Annotated in this window: 20 protein-coding genes and 2 tRNA genes; 19 read left to right on the top strand and 3 right to left on the bottom strand. The window is 60.6% G+C overall.

Annotated features, from left to right (window positions below; genetic code table 11):
- The first annotated feature begins 64 nt into the window (after nt 1-64).
- Nucleotides 65-772 carry a hypothetical protein gene (locus tag ABK249_RS02350; protein WP_348862085.1) on the top strand — a complete coding sequence of 236 codons (708 nt, stop codon included), beginning with the start codon at nt 65-67 and terminating at the stop codon, nt 770-772.
- Here the strand turns inward: ABK249_RS02350 and ABK249_RS02345 are convergent.
- From ABK249_RS02345 to ABK249_RS02335, 3 genes are all read right to left on the bottom strand, one after another.
- Nucleotides 746-1,420, bottom strand: a complete 675-nt coding sequence (locus ABK249_RS02345) for a response regulator transcription factor (RefSeq protein WP_348862084.1) — start codon at nt 1,418-1,420, stop codon at nt 746-748. The genes ABK249_RS02350 and ABK249_RS02345 overlap by 27 nt on opposite strands.
- Entirely contained in the window at nt 1,417-2,817 is a 1,401-nt protein-coding gene (locus tag ABK249_RS02340; RefSeq protein ID WP_348862083.1) for a sensor histidine kinase, read from the bottom strand. The genes ABK249_RS02345 and ABK249_RS02340 overlap by 4 nt, the downstream gene beginning before the upstream one ends.
- Nucleotides 2,818-3,012: 195 nt before the next feature.
- A tRNA-Thr gene (locus tag ABK249_RS02335) sits at nt 3,013-3,087 on the bottom strand.
- Between the two features lie 155 nt (nt 3,088-3,242).
- Between ABK249_RS02335 and ABK249_RS02330 the strand changes: the two genes are divergently transcribed.
- The 18 genes from ABK249_RS02330 (at nt 3,243) to ABK249_RS02245 (ending at nt 17,858) form a co-directional block, all read left to right on the top strand.
- Complete coding sequence (locus ABK249_RS02330) at nt 3,243-3,473, top strand: hypothetical protein (RefSeq protein ID WP_227701895.1); 231 nt, start codon at nt 3,243-3,245, stop codon at nt 3,471-3,473.
- A 108-nt stretch (nt 3,474-3,581) separates the two neighbouring features.
- Nucleotides 3,582-4,874 (top strand): UDP-N-acetylglucosamine 1-carboxyvinyltransferase, encoded by a 1,293-nt coding sequence (gene murA, locus ABK249_RS02325; RefSeq protein ID WP_037158860.1) that lies wholly within the window; start codon nt 3,582-3,584, stop codon nt 4,872-4,874.
- 142 nt (nt 4,875-5,016) lie between these two features.
- Complete coding sequence (locus tag ABK249_RS02320; RefSeq protein WP_348862082.1) at nt 5,017-5,859, top strand: oxidoreductase; 843 nt, start codon at nt 5,017-5,019, stop codon at nt 5,857-5,859.
- A 90-nt stretch (nt 5,860-5,949) separates the two neighbouring features.
- Nucleotides 5,950-6,381 carry a DUF2948 family protein gene (locus ABK249_RS02315; RefSeq protein ID WP_037158855.1) on the top strand — a complete coding sequence of 144 codons (432 nt, stop codon included), beginning with the start codon at nt 5,950-5,952 and terminating at the stop codon, nt 6,379-6,381.
- A 55-nt stretch (nt 6,382-6,436) separates the two neighbouring features.
- The gene (gene hisD, locus ABK249_RS02310; RefSeq protein WP_348862081.1) at nt 6,437-7,750 is read left to right on the top strand and encodes a histidinol dehydrogenase; all 1,314 of its coding nucleotides are present in this window, start codon (nt 6,437-6,439) and stop codon (nt 7,748-7,750) included.
- A 3-nt stretch (nt 7,751-7,753) separates the two neighbouring features.
- Entirely contained in the window at nt 7,754-8,227 is a 474-nt protein-coding gene (locus tag ABK249_RS02305; protein ID WP_037158850.1) for a UPF0262 family protein, read from the top strand.
- A gap of 2 nt (nt 8,228-8,229) precedes the next feature.
- The gene (locus ABK249_RS02300) at nt 8,230-8,709 is read left to right on the top strand and encodes an arsenate-mycothiol transferase ArsC (RefSeq protein ID WP_348862080.1); all 480 of its coding nucleotides are present in this window, start codon (nt 8,230-8,232) and stop codon (nt 8,707-8,709) included.
- Between the two features lie 128 nt (nt 8,710-8,837).
- A complete protein-coding gene (gene infA, locus ABK249_RS02295) occupies nt 8,838-9,056 on the top strand; it encodes a translation initiation factor IF-1 (RefSeq protein WP_004435948.1) in 219 nt (72 codons plus the stop codon).
- 26 nt (nt 9,057-9,082) lie between these two features.
- On the top strand, nt 9,083-9,703 hold the full coding sequence (locus tag ABK249_RS02290) for a Maf-like protein (protein WP_037158844.1): 621 nt from the start codon (nt 9,083-9,085) through the stop codon (nt 9,701-9,703).
- Nucleotides 9,704-9,778: 75 nt separating this feature from the next.
- Complete coding sequence (gene yacG / locus ABK249_RS02285) at nt 9,779-9,994, top strand: DNA gyrase inhibitor YacG (protein WP_210048531.1); 216 nt, start codon at nt 9,779-9,781, stop codon at nt 9,992-9,994.
- A 183-nt stretch (nt 9,995-10,177) separates the two neighbouring features.
- Nucleotides 10,178-10,253: transfer RNA gene (locus ABK249_RS02280), tRNA-Phe, on the top strand.
- An 828-nt stretch (nt 10,254-11,081) separates the two neighbouring features.
- Nucleotides 11,082-11,627: an ImmA/IrrE family metallo-endopeptidase gene (locus ABK249_RS02275; protein ID WP_348862079.1), complete on the top strand. Its 546-nt coding sequence runs from the start codon at nt 11,082-11,084 to the stop codon at nt 11,625-11,627.
- Nucleotides 11,614-12,024: a hypothetical protein gene (locus ABK249_RS02270; protein ID WP_348862078.1), complete on the top strand. Its 411-nt coding sequence runs from the start codon at nt 11,614-11,616 to the stop codon at nt 12,022-12,024. Before ABK249_RS02275 ends, ABK249_RS02270 begins: the two co-directional genes overlap by 14 nt.
- 246 nt (nt 12,025-12,270) lie before the next feature.
- Nucleotides 12,271-12,837 (top strand): DNA-3-methyladenine glycosylase, encoded by a 567-nt coding sequence (locus ABK249_RS02265; RefSeq protein WP_348862077.1) that lies wholly within the window; start codon nt 12,271-12,273, stop codon nt 12,835-12,837.
- A 423-nt stretch (nt 12,838-13,260) separates the two neighbouring features.
- On the top strand, nt 13,261-14,877 hold the full coding sequence (locus ABK249_RS02260; protein ID WP_348862076.1) for a globin-coupled sensor protein: 1,617 nt from the start codon (nt 13,261-13,263) through the stop codon (nt 14,875-14,877).
- Nucleotides 14,877-15,170 carry an STAS domain-containing protein gene (locus ABK249_RS02255; RefSeq protein WP_348862075.1) on the top strand — a complete coding sequence of 98 codons (294 nt, stop codon included), beginning with the start codon at nt 14,877-14,879 and terminating at the stop codon, nt 15,168-15,170. Before ABK249_RS02260 ends, ABK249_RS02255 begins: the two co-directional genes overlap by 1 nt.
- Nucleotides 15,171-15,172: 2 nt before the next feature.
- A complete protein-coding gene (cheY1, locus tag ABK249_RS02250) occupies nt 15,173-15,538 on the top strand; it encodes a chemotaxis response regulator CheY1 (protein ID WP_037158833.1) in 366 nt (121 codons plus the stop codon).
- Nucleotides 15,539-15,554: 16 nt separating this feature from the next.
- Nucleotides 15,555-17,858: a chemotaxis protein CheA gene (locus ABK249_RS02245; RefSeq protein ID WP_348862074.1), complete on the top strand. Its 2,304-nt coding sequence runs from the start codon at nt 15,555-15,557 to the stop codon at nt 17,856-17,858.
- Nucleotides 17,859-17,868 lie beyond the last annotated feature (10 nt).

Here is a 17,868-nt window from a genome sequence, read left to right as displayed (position 1 = left end):
GTTCGGTTTCCTTGAGGAGGGCCGATGCCGCGAATGCAGGGAACGATGAAACCGGGAGTCGAACATGTCTACGCGTAGATTGTTTGTTTTAAGTGGGGCGCTCGCTGCGATCTTTGCAGCAGCCATGCCCTTCAAGCTGGCCGTTGACGCGAATGGCGTGCCTTGCCTCGCTGCCTCGTCCGCCGCAGCAAAGGACAGTGACAGCGACAGCGGTGACAGCGACAGTGGCAACGGCGGTGATAATGACAGCGCGGGCAATGGTGATAATGGGGGCGCTGGCAGCGGCGGGGGCGGAAACAGCTCCGGCAAAGGCAATGAAGGGAATGATGCCGGCAGCGTCGGCGAAGGCGCTGCCGACGACGGTGATGCGGGCGACGGCGCGAACGACAGCAGCACGGATGCCGGCAACTCCGCTTCTGGCACTTCTGGCAAATCACAAAATGACGGCAGCACCGGCAGCGGTTCCGGCACTGGCACTGGCGCCGGTACAAGTACAGGCAAGAGCGCTTCGGACAAGGCCGATAAACCTGCTGCCGACAGCCAGACAGCGGGGCAGCGTTCGCCAACGCAGCCGGCGACACCGGCGGCCCGTTCCAAATCGGATGTCAAAGTCGACGTTCGGGGAAATTCGATTACCGTACGCCACGGTAACGGCGCGACGGAACGGATCTCCCAGGGGCGCTACGAGATGCGCGACTCGCGGTCGCGCACGATCGTCAATCGGCAGGCCACTCCTTCCGACACGTCACGATTGCGGTCGTTCGGTCGTTGAGCGTTGGACGGTGGCGTCGCGAAGGGCCAGCGCCGCTTCCGTACGGTTGGAGACCTTCAGCTTCGAGAAGATGCGGGTCATGTGGTGCTTGACCGTCTTTTCGTGAAGATCGAGTTCCCGTGCCACACGTTTGTTGCTGAGGCCCGATGCGACGAGGTTCAGCACCTCCTGTTCCCGATCGGTGAGTTCTGCCATCGGATCGGGCTGTTCGACGGCTTCAGCGGATGCTGAAAGTCCGGCGATCAACTGGGCCGAAAGGGCCGGCGAGACATAACTCCCCCCGGCGGCAATGGTCCTGACGACTTCTGCAAGTCCTCTCGAACCGATCCCCTTGAGAACATAGCCTTTCGCGCCGAGCTTGAGCGCCTTGGTGATGTCGTCCCTTGCTTCCGAGACGGTCAACATGACGATCTTCAGAGTGGGACAGTATTCGAGTGCATCGGTTATGGTTTCGAGACCGCTTCCAGGCATCGAGATGTCGATCAGCATGACATCCGGGCAGAATTCCCGCGCGATGCGGATCGCATCGTCCCGCGATCCGCCTTCCCCGACAATCTCGAAATCCTCGATCTCGCTGAAGCTGCGCGTAACGCCCTCCCGGAACAAGGGGTGATCATCAACGACCGCGATTTTGACTGCTGTCATCAAGCCTGCTCCATTTCCTGCACGTTCAGGGACATCCTGACCGTAGTTCCGCTTTTCGATGTGAAAATATTGAATGTGCCGCCAAGGCTCTCGATCCGTTCCCTGAGCCCGGCAAGCCCCAGGCCGTCCGGACCAACCGAAGCGGGATCGAAACCCGGTCCGCGGTCGGCCACTTCAATCACGACATTGCCATTGTCGAAAGTCTGGCGGACGCTCTGGTCTACGCCGCCACCATGCCGGAAACCGTTGTTGAGGGCTTCTTGTACGAAGCGGTAGATGCAGATCTTGGCGGAAGGAGGGAGGGATTTGGAACCGTTGGTCATCGACAACGCGACCTTGAGTCCCGTTCGCTGACGATGGGCGTCGACGGCGCGCTTCAGGACATCCGGGAGTTCGGCGGTTTCGATCTGCGGCAGCACGAGCCCGCTGCATATGCTGCGGATCTCGTCCATCGCCTCGTCCAATCGGGCTTTGATCGTGGAGACTTCCTTCTCGCGCGCCTGGTGCGGCGTGCGGGGATCCGTAAGGAGCTGGCTGTCCACGCGCAGGGCGGCATAGGCGACGAGCTGGGCCGGACCGTCATGCAGGTCGGCGCCGAGCCGGCGCAGATAGCTTTCGTTAAGCGCCGTCGCGCGCAGCGAGGCACGCTGGGCCCTGGCATGCAGCGCCTTGTTCTGCGAGAGCAGTTCGGAGAGTTCGGTAACACGCTGGGTCAGCGCCTGCTGCTGATGGTCGATGATGCGGCTGCCGCGGAAGACGATTGCCGACAGAAGCAGGAAAAAAGCAAGCGTGACACCGAAAACCGCAAGCCAGCTTCTAAGCTGCGCCTGGTGGAGGCTCTGCTGGAATTCGTCTGCGACTTCATAGAATTCCGAGACCGCGACAACCTCGCCCGACCAGGGTTGCAGGATGGGGTTGTAGATTTCGAGGAGCGGATCGTCCCTCGATCGTTCGGACGCGTCTCGCGGCTCCGCAGAGCCGAACTGCGCGACCATCTGTCCGGAGAACGCCGTCAGGAGATCCTCGCCTGGATCGAGCCGCTTGCCCACCATGCTCTTGTCGGGAGTGGCGTAGAGGACGGTTCCATCCTTCCGCCAGAGCCTGAATGAGACGACCTTGCCGCCGAGCGCACCCTGGCCGAAGGTTTCGTCGAGCGCTCGGGTCGTGACGTCGTCGAGCCGCTGGCTGGTCTTCATGTCGGGGAGCAGCGGCGCGATGATGCTGTCGACATAGAGCGCAGTCGACGCTGCGGAATTGCGGGTGACCGCAGCTTCGATAAGCGTCGTCACATACGCTCCGACGAGCATCATGGCTGCAAGCGAAACCAGCCCGCCGGCGATCAGGAACTGCCGGGCAAGCGATTGATTGTTCCAGCGATCGAGAATTCCGCGAAGTGGCATCAAACAGGCGTCAATTAGTTGTTCCCAAAGCTCGCACAGTGCGAGCGGATGCCCGGCAACGCATGAGGGTGCCAACTCGTTGCATCAGCGCGTGAGAATATTCCGTGGCGTGGCTGTGGCGAGACACACGGACGAGACAAGTCGTGGGAATGCCGGTACGACAATCGGCGGAGGTTATGTTTTCCGGAAGAAGAATGGTGCTGCTAGAGAGATTTGAACTCTCGGCCTCTCCCTTACCAAGGGAGTGCTCTACCCCTGAGCTATAGCAGCTTGTAGCCGCCGCAAAATCATCGCGTCGTCGGCGAGGGGCCTATTGCCATAGCTTCACCGGGAGCGCAAGCCGCAAATTCCAAGTTCTTTCGTCGGTATGGAGGGAAAACATTGCTTTTGCTTTTGTTGAACCGGCTTTTTGGTTATGGAGAACCATGGCGAATGACGAAGAATTGCCCGATTCGCAGGCCGGAGAGACGAAGGAAACCCGCGGCGACCGCGCGCGTGCGGCGGCAGATGAGCGGGTTGCCAAGCGGAAAGCGCGCGCAGCCGCCAAGCTTCGGGAAAATTTGATGCGCCGCAAGTCACAGGCGCGCGCACGCCGGGCCGGCGAGGCTGATCCCACCCATGGATTGCCTGCCGCAAAAACGGACGAATCATCCTGATCTATGCTGGGCGGACGGGCTTTGGCAATTTCAGCAGACATTGAAGCGGCGGCGGATCTCGTTTAAGGACGCGTCCTTTCGCGCTCTAAGAAGGAAGAGTGACAACTTATGGATCGCATCAGAATCTCTGGCGGCAACGAACTCAGGGGCACCATTCCGATTTCCGGGGCAAAGAACGCCGCGCTGCCTTTGATGATCGCGTCCCTTTTGACGAGCGATACGCTGACGCTCGAAAATGTGCCGCATCTTGCCGATGTCGAGCTCCTGATGCGCATCCTCGGCAATCACGGCGTCGATATCGCCGTCAACGGACGGCGCGAACGGCAGGAGGACGGCTATTCCCGCACCATCCATTTCACCTGTCGCACCATTGTTGATACGACCGCCCCATATGAGCTGGTCTCCAAGATGCGCGCCAGTTTCTGGGTGATCGGCCCGCTCGTCGCCCGCGAGGGCAGGGCCCGCGTCTCGCTGCCGGGCGGCTGCGCCATCGGTACGCGGCCGGTCGACCTCTTCCTCGAAGCCCTGCAGGCGCTCGGCGCGGAGATCGAGATCGATGGCGGCTACGTCAACGTCACGGCGCCGAAGGGCGGCCTCGTCGGCGCCCGCTACGTTTTCCCGAAGGTTTCGGTCGGCGCCACGCATGTCATGATGATGGCCGCGACGCTTGCCAAGGGCACGACGGTCATCGAGAACGCGGCCCGCGAACCGGAAATCGCCGACCTGGCGAAATGCCTCAACGCCATGGGTGCGAAGATCTCCGGCGCCGGCACCAGGACTATCACCGTCGAAGGCGTCACCTCGCTGTCCGGCGCCCGCCACCGCGTCCTGCCCGACCGTATTGAGACCGGCACCTACGCCATGGCGGTCGCCATGACCGGCGGCGACGTGATCCTCGAAGGCACGCAGGCCGCGCTGCTTGAAAACGCATTGGACACGCTGCGCATGGCGGGTGCCCATATCACCGAGACGGAGAGCGGCCTTCGGGTCGTGCGCAACGGCAACGGCATTCAGCCGGTCGACGTGACGACCGAGCCGTTCCCGGGTTTCCCGACCGACCTGCAGGCGCAGTTCATGGCGCTGATGACGCGGTCATCGGGCGTTTCCAACATCACCGAGACGATTTTCGAAAACCGTTTCATGCATGTGCAGGAGCTTGCACGCCTAGGCGCGAAAATCTCGCTTTCCGGCCAGACGGCGAGGGTGGAAGGTGTCCCTCGGCTGAAGGGCGCGCCTGTCATGGCGACTGACCTGCGCGCTTCCGTTTCGCTGGTGATTGCCGGCCTTGCTGCGGAAGGAGAAACCACGGTCAATCGTGTCTATCATCTCGATCGGGGTTTCGAGCGGCTGGAGGAAAAACTCACCCGCTGCGGTGCCGTCGTCGAACGCGTCAGCGACTGACCGGGTTCCAGGAATCGAAAACGTGATGAAGGACGGCAAGGGTACTACCCTTGCCGTCCTTTTTTGCATCCCTATGTGTCGGAGGTATCCTGTGTTCTTCCCCGCCTCATATTTCTGATCCAGCTTCTTATGGAGATTTCCCATGGCTGATGTTTCCGCTCCCGTATGGTTCATTACCGGCTGCTCGACCGGCTTCGGCCGCGAGCTTGCCAAGCTCACCCTCGATCGCGGCTGGCCGACGGTCGTGACTGCTCGCGACAAAAGCCGCGTCGCCGATCTGGCCGATGGCAGGGACAATGCGCTGGCGCTCGATCTCGACGTCACCGATACCGGCCAGATCATCGCCGCCGTGAGGGCTGCGGAGGAAAAGTTCGGCCGCATCGACGTGCTGGTGAACAATGCCGGCTACGGCTACCAGGCGGCGATCGAGGAGGGCGAGGAAGACGAGATCCGCGCCATGTTCGATGCCAATGTCTTCGGCCTCTTTGCCATGACGCGCGCCGTGCTTCCTGGCATGCGTGCCCGCCGCAAGGGCCACATCCTCAACATCACCTCGCTCGCCGGCTTCATGGGATTGCCGGGCTCCGGTTATTACGCGGCCACCAAGCATGCGGTCGAGGGTTTCTCCGATGCGCTCGCCCTGGAAACGGCTCCGCTCGGTATCAAGGTGACCTGCGTCGAACCCGGCCCCTTCCGTACCGATTGGGCAGGCCGTTCATTGAGGCAGACGCCGAGCAGGATCGCCGACTATGCCGAAACCGCGGGTGCGCGAATGGCCACGACATCCGGATATAGCGGCAGGCAGCCGGGCGATCCTGTCAGAGCAGGCGAGGCGATGATCCGTATCACGCAGACGGAGAATGCGCCGCGGCATCTCGTGTTGGGCGCTTTTGCCTATGACAATATCACGCAGAAGCTCGGCGAGCGCCGGTCCCAGATCGAGGCTCTCAAGGATATCAGCCTCGGCGCGGATTTCCCGCAATAGCGGCCAGTTGCTTCTTTCGCTTTCACATCCTATCTCCAGACAAGAAACTTTCGCGTGAAAACGCAACCTTTGAGTGGATATTTGAAAGCGATGACCGAGCTGAAGCTGCTTGCCCTCGACACGGACGATTTAGGCATCATTTCCGCCCATATGCAGGACGCCGTCTTCAAGGTAGGTGACGTCCGCTGGTCGCCGCCGGAAAGGAACTTTTCCCTCGCCGCCAACCGTTTCGTCTGGGAGAAGGCCGGCGAGAAGCGCAAGGGTTTCGAGCGGCACCGCGCCGCCCTGGTGTTCAAACGCGTTGAAGCGGTGCGTTCCACCGGCATCGACCGCAACAGGACGGACGATGTGCTCTCGCTGCTCGCGATCACCTTCACACGCAAGGGCGAGGGGCCGGAAGGCACGGTGGAACTGGTGCTTTCCGGCACGGCCACGATTGCGCTTGATGTCGAATGCATCGAAGTTGCTCTTGCGGATATCGGCGGCGCGTGGGAAACGGCGGTGAGGCCCCGCCATCCCTGATCGGGACCGCCCTGATTGAGATAGAACATCATCTTGAGTTGGAAGGAATATCCGCTTGGCAATCTGGCTGGAGCAGGCATCGCAGGATTTTGAGGCGAGGTTTTCTGCTTTTCTCTCGACCAAACGCGAGGTTTCGGAAGATGTGAACGCGGTGGTGCGTGCCATCATCGATGACGTGCGTGCCCGCGGTGATGCGGCGCTGATCGACTATTCCGCCCGTTTCGACGGCATTGATCTCGCCAAGGCCGGCATCCGCGTGAGCGATGCGGATATCGACGCTGCCGTCGCCGAGACCGATCCCAGGGTTTTCGACGCGCTGAAGTTCGCTGCCGAGCGTATCGAAAGACACCATGCCCGACAGATGCCGAAGGACGATATCTACGAGGATGCGATCGGTGTCGGCCTCGGCTCCCGCTGGACGGCGATCGAGGCGGTCGGCCTTTATGTGCCGGGCGGCACGGCGAGCTATCCGAGCTCTGTGCTGATGAATGCCGTGCCGGCCAGGGTCGCAGGCGTGCCGCGCCTCGTGATGGTCGTGCCGGCGAGCGGCGGGAAGATCAATCCGGCCGTACTGGCAGCGGCCCGCATCGCCGGCGTCACGGAGATCTACCGGATCGGCGGCGCCCAGGCGGTAGCCGCACTTGCCTATGGTACCGAGACCATTGCGCCGGTTGCCAAGATCGTCGGTCCCGGCAATGCCTATGTCGCGGCGGCCAAGCGCCAGGTCTTCGGCACGGTCGGCATCGACATGATCGCGGGTCCTTCCGAGGTTCTCGTCATCGCCGACGGCGAAAACGATCCGGCCTGGCTGGCTGCCGATCTGCTTGCCCAGGCGGAGCACGATCCCGGTGCCCAGTCGATTCTCATTACCGACGATGCCGGCCTCGCCAAGGCGGTGGAAGCGGCCGTCGAGCGGCAGCTCAAAACCCTGTCGCGTTCGGAAACCGCTGCTGCAAGCTGGCGGGATTTCGGCGCGATCATCCTCGTGCCGGATCTGAAAGCCGCCCTGCCGCTCGCAAATCGTATTGCTGCCGAGCATCTGGAACTCGCCGTCGCCGATCCCGACGCGTTGATGCCGGGCATCCGCAATGCCGGCGCGATCTTCATCGGCCGCCATACGCCCGAAGTGATCGGCGATTATGTCGGCGGATCCAACCACGTGTTGCCGACGGCGCGTTCAGCGCGCTTTTCCTCGGGCCTCTCGGTGCTCGATTTCGTCAAGCGAACCTCGATCCTGCGTTTAGGGCCGGATCAGCTTGGTCAACTCGCGCCAGCCGCAATCACGCTTGCCCATTCCGAAGGGCTCGACGCCCATGCCCGGTCCGTCTCGATCCGCCTGAACGCCATGCCTCTCAATGATGGGGGCTGACGGATGGGGCGAGGGGACTTCCGGCTCTCGGATGTCGTTCTGGACGACTCGATCGGGCGCTCGACGCCGGATGTGGAACATGAGCGGGCGGTCGCCATCTTCGATCTCGTCGAGGAAAATTCCTTCGAGCCGGTAGGCCATGCCGGCGGTCCCTACAAGCTCAGGCTCTCTCTGGTCGATTCCAAGCTCGTGCTCGGCATCACCACGGAAAAGGGCGAGGAAGTCGCCACCCATATCCTCTCGCTCACCCCCTTTCGGCGGATCATCAAGGATTATTTCATGATCTGCGAGAGCTATTACGAAGCGATCCGATCCTCCTCTCCGAGCAGGATCGAGGCGATCGACATGGGCCGTCGCGGCATCCACAACGAGGGTTCCCAGACGCTCATGGATCGGCTGAATGGCAAGATCCGTGTCGATTTCGATACGGCGCGGCGGCTTTTCACCCTGGTCTGCGTTCTCTATTGGCGCGGCTGATCATGGAAAGCGCCACCTTGCCCGAGACAAGTGTCAAACGACCGGGTGCCATCCTCTTCCTGTGCGGCTGGAACGTCATCCGCTCGCCGATGGCCGAAGCCATTGCAAAACGGCTGCTGCCACCCGATATCTATGTGAAATCGGCGGGGGTGCGCTCTGGCGAGCGGGATCCTTTCGTGGATGTGGTGCTGCAAGAGGTCGGGCTGTCGCTCGGCCGGCATCAGCCTCGGACGCTGGAGGAACTCGAGGATGATTTCTTCGATCTGATCGTCACCCTGACGCCCGAAGCCCATCATGCCGCACTGGAACTCACCCGCGCCAACGCCGTTGACGTCGTCTATTGGCCGACCATGGATCCGACCGCTGCGACGGGTACGCGCGAGCAAAAGCTTCACGCCTATCGGGAGGTTCGCGATCATCTCTGGCGGCTGATCGATGAACGCTTTTCGGGAATGAGCCGGCATCCGGCCGAGACGGCCTGAAAGACATTGAGAATCGCTTTCAAGCGAGGTTCACAAAGCGGACATGATTGTGTAGGTTCCGCGCACATTTCCGGGTGAGCGCACATTTTGCCGCAGCCCGAATTCAACAACAGGAAGAAAACCTATATATGGCTAAAGAAGAAGTCCTCGAATTCCCGGGCGTCGTGACCGAGCTTCTGCCCAACGCGACATTCCGCGTGAAGCTTGAAAACGAACACGAGATCATTGCCCACACCGCCGGCCGCATGCGCAAGAACCGTATCCGTGTTCTTGCCGGCGACAAGGTGCTTGTCGAAATGACGCCCTACGACCTCACCAAGGGCCGCATCACCTACCGCTTCAAATAATTGTTCTTACTCCGCGGTGGTCTCTCATGGCGCTGGAACAAAAGCTGATACTGGCCTCCGGTTCTCCGCGCCGTCTCGATCTTCTCAATCAGGCCGGTATCAAGCCTGTGCGGCTGATGCCGATGGATATCGATGAGGCGCCGAAGAAATCCGAGCATCCGCGTTCGCTTGCCCGCAGGCTCTCGACGGAGAAGGCCGAAGCGGCCTTCGCTGCCGTCAAGGGCGATCCGGCCTGGCGGCATAGCTACATTCTCTCGGCCGATACGGTGGTGGCGGTCGGGCGCCGCATTCTGGAGAAGACCGAATATACGGAAGAGGCGTCTTCCGCCCTGCATCTGCTCTCGGGGCGCGGCCATTGGGTCTATACCGGCATCTGCCTGGTGACCCCGGGCGGCCAGTTCCGCCAGAAGGTCGTGCAGACCAAAGTGCGCTTCAAGCGCCTTTCCACCCGCGAAATCGAGAACTATATCGCCTCGGGCGAGTGGCGCGGCAAGGCGGGAGCCTATGCGATCCAGGGCATTGCCGGCGCCTTTGTACAGAAGCTTGTCGGCTCCTATACGAATGTCGTCGGACTGCCGCTTTACGAAGTGACGGCGCTGCTTGCGGGGGAAGGTTTCGACGTAGCGGCGACCTGGCCGGAGGGCTGAGGCCTTCGGCGGATGTGTCGGAGGCCGGCTTTTGCGCTGGCGGTTCCGCGCAAGATACAGGAGTGTTGCAACACCATGGCATCCGAACCGATCAAGACCGGCGGCAAGGTTGAGCCGCTCAGGAAGGCGAGACCCTGCCCGGAATGCGGCAAGCCGTCCTCGCGCGAACATTATCCCTTCTGCTCCGACCGTTGCCGGACGCTTGACCTGTCGCGCTGGCTGAACGGCTCTTACGCCATTCCTGTGGCGGAAGATGAAACCAGGGCGGACCGCTCGGACGAGCGCGAATAAGGGAGCCGGGCTATCGGGCCGCTTGCCTTGCTGTTTTTGTTCGGGAATTTGCGATTTTCGCAAACCTGTCAAAAAAGTGGACCGTAGCGCTGGACATGGCCGAACAAGATGTTATAACCCCGCTCGCTTCCGGGGGCATGACCCCCGCCGGCCTCCGCCGGAAGGCTTTGATGAAGCCTCGATGCCCGGATAGCTCAGTTGGTAGAGCAGCGGATTGAAAATCCGCGTGTCGGTGGTTCAAATCCGCCTCCGGGCACCATTTTCATTAAGAAAATCAAATGATTGCAGAACGCACTTCGCTGGCATGTCGCGCTCATGTTGCAAAAGGATTCCCTTGAGTTTCGGACATTTCCATTGAACGACAGCGAATCCATGCGACATGGAACAACCCCATATTGCGCAACCGTCAGACCTCTGGCAGCTTCAATAGGGAAGGAAATCGGGGGTTAAGGATGGCGAAATTTCACGGCGAGCTTTCGGAATTGGAGGCTGCGGTCAGTGCGACGGGTAAACAAGGCACGTGGACCGAAACTAACGGCCACTTCCAGTTCAGAGCGAAGACCGGTCAGATTTTAAATTGGTGGCCATCAAAGGGCACACTCTGCGGAAAGTCACTTCGTACTCTCCCGTCGAGTTAGACGGCTGTCGATTAGCACTTCCATCCCCGTAGCGCGCTTCATCGAGCTATTTCAGGAAGGCGGCGCGCAGCGCGCCTCTGCAACGGCATAAGGTATGTGCGGATCACGATCATAATCCCTGCGATCTGCAGAATTGATGCCGATCGGCGGCAATGCCAAGGATAGTGATTCGTCCCGACGAGCGCCGCGTCTCCTTGTCTCTTTGGCTATTCGACGCTCTTCTCACGCGAAATGCTTACAGTCATCGTGGCCAGTGCCATGCAAGGCGGCCTGCTATGTAATCCCGTCGTTTTCCTCACATACCGGGGCACGGTGAACGAATGCATAGAGGGACCTTTACCGCATCGCACAATGACACCATATTGTGGGCTGCAGAGGTTCAATGTATTGTCCGGCCATAGCTCAGGGAGGCTTTTCAGGCTGTGATGCCGGAAAGGAGCGACATGACAATGGTTAAGACGCATCCGCACGACTCCAGTCATCGCACCACGAATGCGTCGCCCCAAGTTCCGACGTACGCGAGGTGGGACTTCGCCCGCGATAGGGCGAACTCTTTAACCGATCCCTACCGCTCTCCTCCGATTCCGGTCCTGGAGATAGCGGAGAGGAACGGCGTCAACGTGATATTCGCAGATTTTGGCCAGCATAGCCAATCCGTCGCTGGGTTCTGCGACTTCAAGAATGCGCGCCTCTATGTAAATAAAGAGGATCGCACAGAGCGTCAGTTCTTCACGATCGCCCATGAATTTGGCCATTGGGTGCTTCACCGCGACGTCTTTCTGGCGCATCCGGATCGGTATCCTGTGCTGCCGCGCTTCCAGAATGTCGATTTGCATAGCCCGATGGAAAAGGAAGCAAACTACTTTGCAGCGAACTTGCTCGTCCCTGAGCGGCTCCTGCGTCCGGTTATAACTGCGCCGATCGCCTCGCTGGCTTCAATTTTCCGCGTTTCTCGCACGATGATGGAGCACCGCGTCAACAATGTCCGCGGTTAAGACGCCAGGTGACGACGAGCTTCCGACGCCAGAGGACATTTTAGCGTCGGAAGGTTTCGATGCGGCCGCCTCTGAACAATATCAGACGGAGGTAGAGCGAGAGTTTTCCGCAGTTGCCGTTCAGTCAGAAGTCGAGTGGGCACACCTAAAAGGTCTGCAAGATCACTACTGGCACAAGGGCAATTGGTCTTGGTTTCTAATGGGAATCATGTCGGCTATGATCATCTTCCAGTCCTTTTTGCTAGGGCTGGTTGGCGCGGGCGTTTGGGGTTTCTCGAAATACGAATGGCTTCTGCCTGCTTTACTCGTTCAAAATCTGGGACAGATTATTGCGCTGGCATTTGTAGTAGTGCGCTCGCTGTTCCGCGATCAGGGTTTTGTCAAACCTGAGAAATGACGCCTGATGCAAATCAAACGTAGATTGCGAGCCTGGCGGGTCAACCACTCAGGCTTGAGCCGGCGCTAAAGCGATAGCCCGCTGAACCGATTAAGAATTGACACCGGCTGAAGGCTTCGCGGAACTGTAGGCCGTGGATGATCTCGCGCCCTACGCCCCCGTCACGCCCACTCATTGTGGGGAAGACAAATCCGCTCCGACCGTCTATGGATGCCCACACATCGGGCGGCGGGCTTCGAATTGGGAATGGACCAGCAGTTTTTCGACAGAAGCGCGGTCGAGGTCGCACGCGATCTGATCGGCGTCGAGTTTGATGTCGAGGGCGTTGGCGGCGTCATCGTCGAGACCGAGGCTTATGAGCCGGATGATCCTGCTTCCCACAGCTTTCGGGGACCTACGCCCAGGAATGCGGTCATGTTCGGACCGCCGGGGCATGCCTATGTCTATCGCTCATACGGCATTCACTGGTGCCTGAATTTTGTCTGTCGGCCAGGCAGCGCCGTGCTGATCAGGGCGTTGCAGCCCGTCAGAGGCATTGATGAAATGGAAAGACGTCGCGGTCGTTCTGATCCGCTGCTTCTATGTTCCGGTCCGGGCCGCGTCTGTCAGGCTCTCGGTGTAACCATTGAGCACAACGGCTTGCCCTTGCGCCAGCCGCCGTTCGAGTTGACACGTCCGCAAATGCCGCCGCTGATCGTCATCGGCCGGCGGATCGGCATTTCGCAGGCGGTCGATCTGCCCTGGCGTTTCGGGCTCTCCGGTTCACTGCATGTCAGCAGGAAATTCGCCGGAAAAGGCGGTCTTGCCGTATAGGCCACAAGGTCATTTGCAGCTTCCGGGCCGAGCCGCTGAGGGCGCTGGGGCAAAACCGCAGGGCGGATCGGCCGGATAGCTCGCTCCCACCCAACTGCGTAACCTGTGTCTTATCCAAACTAAAACCGGTGTTCCTGCACCTTCTATTAACCTTCGGGCAAGGAATTAACCATACATATTGGAATGCACGGCGAAATGGGATGACCGGGGTCTCCCACCAGGCATGAAGCCGCAAAGCCGTACCGGTGACAGTCCGGTATCCGCTCATGAAAATCCAGGATAGCCTGTGGTGACCGTGTTGCCCGTGCCGACGGATATTGATCCGCTCTGGCGAGCATCTCCTATTCATCTCCGGTGCCTGGCGGACAGGAGCCGCATGCCGCCAATCTTTGAGGATTGGTTAGATGAATTTTGGGGACGGTTTTGGTGCAGGAAACGCCATCGGATCAGGCGCGACGGGGCCAGGCGGGCAGCCTGGGCGAGAGACTGGCATTCGCCGGCCTTGACGGCGAACTGCGCGATCTTCTGCGCCGCTGCCGGCCGCAGCTCGACCGGCATTTGAAGACCGGCCTGCGTGACCTCTTCCATCGCTTTCAATCCTCTCCCGAAGCCGCCCGCAATTTCGAGAGCGAGCAGCAGATCGAGCGGCTGCATGACCTGCAAGCCTCCCATTGGGGCGTGCTGACGGATGCCCGTTTCGATGCGCTCTATGCCGAGCGGGTGAAACTGCTTTCCGATACCGAGAGCCGCATGGGTCTCGATCCGCGCTGGCATATTGCCGGCCATGCGGTGATGCTGGAACACCTGATCGCTGGTGCGATCGCCGACCTTGCCCCGAAACCGCTCCTGCCGGGCGGGCGCAAGCGCGAGCAGGAACTGCTCGACCTGGTTGGCGCGATCGTGCGCCTCGTGATGGTTGATGCCGAGATCGCCGTTTCGCTGCGTTTCAACGAATTGCGCCAGCGGTATCAGCGGGCGCTCGCCGAGCAGCGTGAAGCCGATCATGCCGAGGCGGTCGAGACGTTCTCGGGTGTCATGGCGGCGCTTGCCGATCACGACCTGACGGCTTGTCTCCCGGCAGACGTGCCGGAGGCTTATCGCGACCTCGCCGATCTTCTGAACCGGGCAATCGCAGGCATGCGTTCCTCGGTCGAGACCGCCGATGCCCATCGCGAGAAGGCCGGCGCGCTGACGCACTCACTTTCCGAAGACGCGCGTTCCTTTGCAACCACCTCCGGGGAGCAATCAGAGCGTCTTCAGGACGCGATGCGGGCGCTTGTCGACATTGCCACGAAGGTCAAGGAAACCGCCGCCGGAACGACTGAGGCCGAAAAGGCTGCTGCCGAGACACGCCGTTCGGTCGAGGCAAGCGGCGAGGTTGTCGGCCGCGCGATCAGCGCCATGGCCGATATCGAATCTTCGGCCGAGAAGATCGGCCAGATCATCGGCGTTATCGACGACATTGCCTTCCAGACCAATCTTCTGGCCCTGAATGCCGGCATCGAGGCCGCCCGCGCCGGCGAGACAGGCCGCGGCTTCGCCGTCGTCGCGCAGGAAGTGCGCGCACTTGCCCAGCGTTCCGCCGAAGCTGCCCGCGAGATCAAGACGCTGGTCACCGGCACGAAATCGCAGGTGGATGCGGGTGTCGAGATGGTCCATCGCACACAGGACGCGATCGGCGGCATCGTCCGGCAGGTCTCTGAAATCAATGACGCGATCGCCGGCATAGCCCGCGATACCGGCGACCACGCTCATGGCCTTGATCGGCTGACCGCCGAGATCGGCTCTGTAAGCGAGCGCGTGGCTTCGAACGCGAGCCTGGCAAGCCGGGCCGGCGAGGGAGCCGATGAACTTCATACCGTGATTCTGGAACTCGGCCGCACGGTCCGCCAGTTCCGAATCGAGCGGCAGAGCCGTTATCCGGAAAAGCGTCACCCGGCGCCGCCACGCAGTCAGTCAGCGCCCGTCTCGGTGCCAGCAGTTGCAGAACCGGCGGCCTATAACGAATACCTCATTCAGAAACGGCAAGGAATAAGCTGATGGCAGCAAAGAAGGCTGGACCCGGAAGTTTGAAGCTGTCGGCGGTGCTGGACCTCAACGAGGCTTCGGTTCTGCACGGAAAGCTGATGTCCATGCGCGGCAGCGATCTCGTCATCGATGCTTCGGGCGTTGAGCGGGTCGGCGTGCAGTGCGCGCAGGTTCTCGTCGCTGGTGTCATGGCCTGGAAGGACGACAAAAAATCCTTCCTTGTCGAAAAGGCTTCGGACGCATTTCAGAAGACGATGCAACTCATCGGCATCGAGACCGATAATTTGATTGTTAAGGAGATCTAGCAATGAAGAAGAAAGTGCTGACCGTGGATGATTCACGGACGATCCGGAACATGCTGCTGGTGACCCTGAACAATGCGGGTTTCGAGACCATTCAGGCGGAAGACGGCGTCGAAGGGCTCGAAGTTCTCGAAGACGCCAATCCGGATGTCATCGTCACCGATATCAACATGCCGCGTCTCGATGGCTTTGGCTTCATCGAAGGCGTCCGCCGCAACGAAAAATATCGCGCCGTTCCGATCCTCGTCCTAACGACGGAAAGCGATCAGGAAAAGAAGAATAGGGCCCGGCAGGCCGGTGCGACGGGTTGGATCGTCAAGCCCTTCGATCCTGCCAAACTGATTGATGCGATCGAGCGTGTAACTGCCTGAGCCGGGAATTTCTCCGATGGATATGAACGAAATCAAAGAGATCTTCTTTCAGGAATGCGAAGAGCAACTCGCTGAACTGGAGTCGGGTCTTCTCAAGCTGAACGACGGGGACCGCGACCCCGAAACGGTGAACGCCGTTTTCCGTGCCGTTCATTCCATCAAGGGGGGCGCTGGCGCCTTCGGTCTGGACGATCTGGTTTCCTTCGCCCACGTTTTCGAGACAACCCTCGACTGTGTGCGCTCCGGCAAGCTGGAGCCCGGCCAGGATGTGCTGAAGGTCATGCTGAAATCGGCGGACGTGCTCGCCGACCTCGTCAGCGCTTCGCGCGACGGTGGCAGCGTCGACGAGTCGAGAACCCGTGGCCTGGTCAAGGAACTTGAAGCGCTTGCCAACGGCGAGCTGCCATCCGCATCAGGTCACGAGGCACCGAAGCAGGCTGCGAAGGCCGCGTCCGCCGCCCCGCAGGAGGAAACTCCCAAGCCTACGGATGAGAGCGGTTTCCAGCCGATCCCCTTCTCCTTCGATGGTTTCGACGATGAGGAGCCGGCGTTCGAAGGCTCGATCTACGAAGTGACCTTCAAGCCGCGCCGCGAACTCTATTCCAAGGGCAATGAGGCGGCGCTCCTGCTGCGCGATCTGTCCCGTATCGGCGAGATGAGCATCGCCTGCGATATGGACGACCTGCCGGCTCTCGACAAGATGGATCCGGAAGCCTCCTATTTCAGCTGGAAGATTTCGCTGAAGACCAACAAGGGCGAGGACGACATCCGCACGGTCTTCGAGTTTGCCGAGTGGGATTGCGATCTCGAAGTGAAGCTTGCCGAGGAAGCATCGACGGATGAAGAACTGCCGATGATCCCGGTTCCGTTCGATCTGTCGATCCTCGATGACGGCTCTGCCGCCGAGGAAGAGGACAAGGCCGTGGAGCCGTCTGCTGTCGAAGAAACCGCGGCTGCGGCTGTCTCGGCTGCCAAGGTGGCGACAGGCATCATGAAGGCCGCCGACGCGGCCGCTCGCGTCGCCGAAAAGAAGGATGCTGCCTCTTCCGCCGCTGCTGCAACCCAGAACAACGCTGCTGCGGCTGCCGCTGCAGCCGGTCAGACGATCCGTGTCGATCTCGATCGCGTCGACCGCCTGATCAACCTGGTGGGCGAGCTCGTCATCAACCAGGCGATGCTGTCCCAAAGCGTCATCGAAAACGACACGAACGGCACGTCCTCGATCAACATGGGCCTCGAAGAGCTGCAGCAGCTCACCCGCGAGATCCAGGACTCGGTCATGGCGATCCGCGCGCAGCCGGTGAAGCCGGTTTTCCAGCGCATGTCGCGTATCGTCCGCGAAGTGGCCGACATGGTCGGCAAGCAGATCCGCCTGGTCACCGAGGGTGAAAATACCGAAGTCGACAAGACGGTCATCGACAAGCTTGCCGAGCCGCTGACTCACATGATCCGCAACGCGGTCGACCATGGCATCGAGACACCCGAGAAGCGCGAAGCGGCCGGCAAGAATCCGGAAGGCACTGTCAAGCTGTCGGCGAAACATCGTTCGGGCCGCATCCTGATCGAGCTTCAGGACGACGGCGCCGGCATCAATCGCGAACGTGTTCGCCAGAAGGCGATCGACAACGATCTCATTGCCGCCGATGCCAATCTCTCGGATGATGAGATCGACAATCTGATCTTCATGCCGGGCTTCTCGACTGCCGACAAGATCTCCGACATCTCCGGCCGTGGCGTCGGCATGGATGTGGTGAAGCGGTCGATCCAGGCGCTCGGTGGCCGCATCTCGATCTCATCGCGGCCCGGTCACGGTTCCACGTTCACGATGAGCCTGCCGCTGACGCTCGCGGTTCTCGATGGCATGGTCGTGACGGTCGCCGGTCAGACCCTGGTCGTGCCGCTGACCGCAATTGTCGAGACGCTGCAGCCGGAAGCGTCCGCCATCCATTCCTTCGGTGCGAACCAGCGGCTCATTTCGATCCGCAACTCCTTCTGCCCGCTGGTCGATGTCGGCCGCATCCTGAACTTCCGCGCCATCCAGGCGAACCCGGTCGACGGTGTCGCGCTATTGGTGGAATCGGAAGGAGGCGGTCAGCGCGCCCTGATGGTGGACGCGATCCAGGGCCAGCGCCAGGTGGTCATCAAGTCGCTCGAAGCGAACTACACCCATGTGCCAGGTATCGCCGCAGCCACCATCCTGGGTGATGGTCGTGTCGCGCTCATCCTCGATGTCGATGCGGTCGTCGCGGCCTCGCGAGGCCAATCTCTTAAACCAGAAATGGCACTGAAGTCTGAAATGTCACTCGCAGCCACGGGTTAAGACGGGTTAG

It is taken from the genome of Neorhizobium phenanthreniclasticum (assembly GCF_040066075.1).
GTDB classification, from domain to species: Bacteria; Pseudomonadota; Alphaproteobacteria; order Rhizobiales; family Rhizobiaceae; genus Neorhizobium; species Neorhizobium petrolearium.
This window is presented reverse-complemented; position numbering and strand designations above follow the sequence as displayed.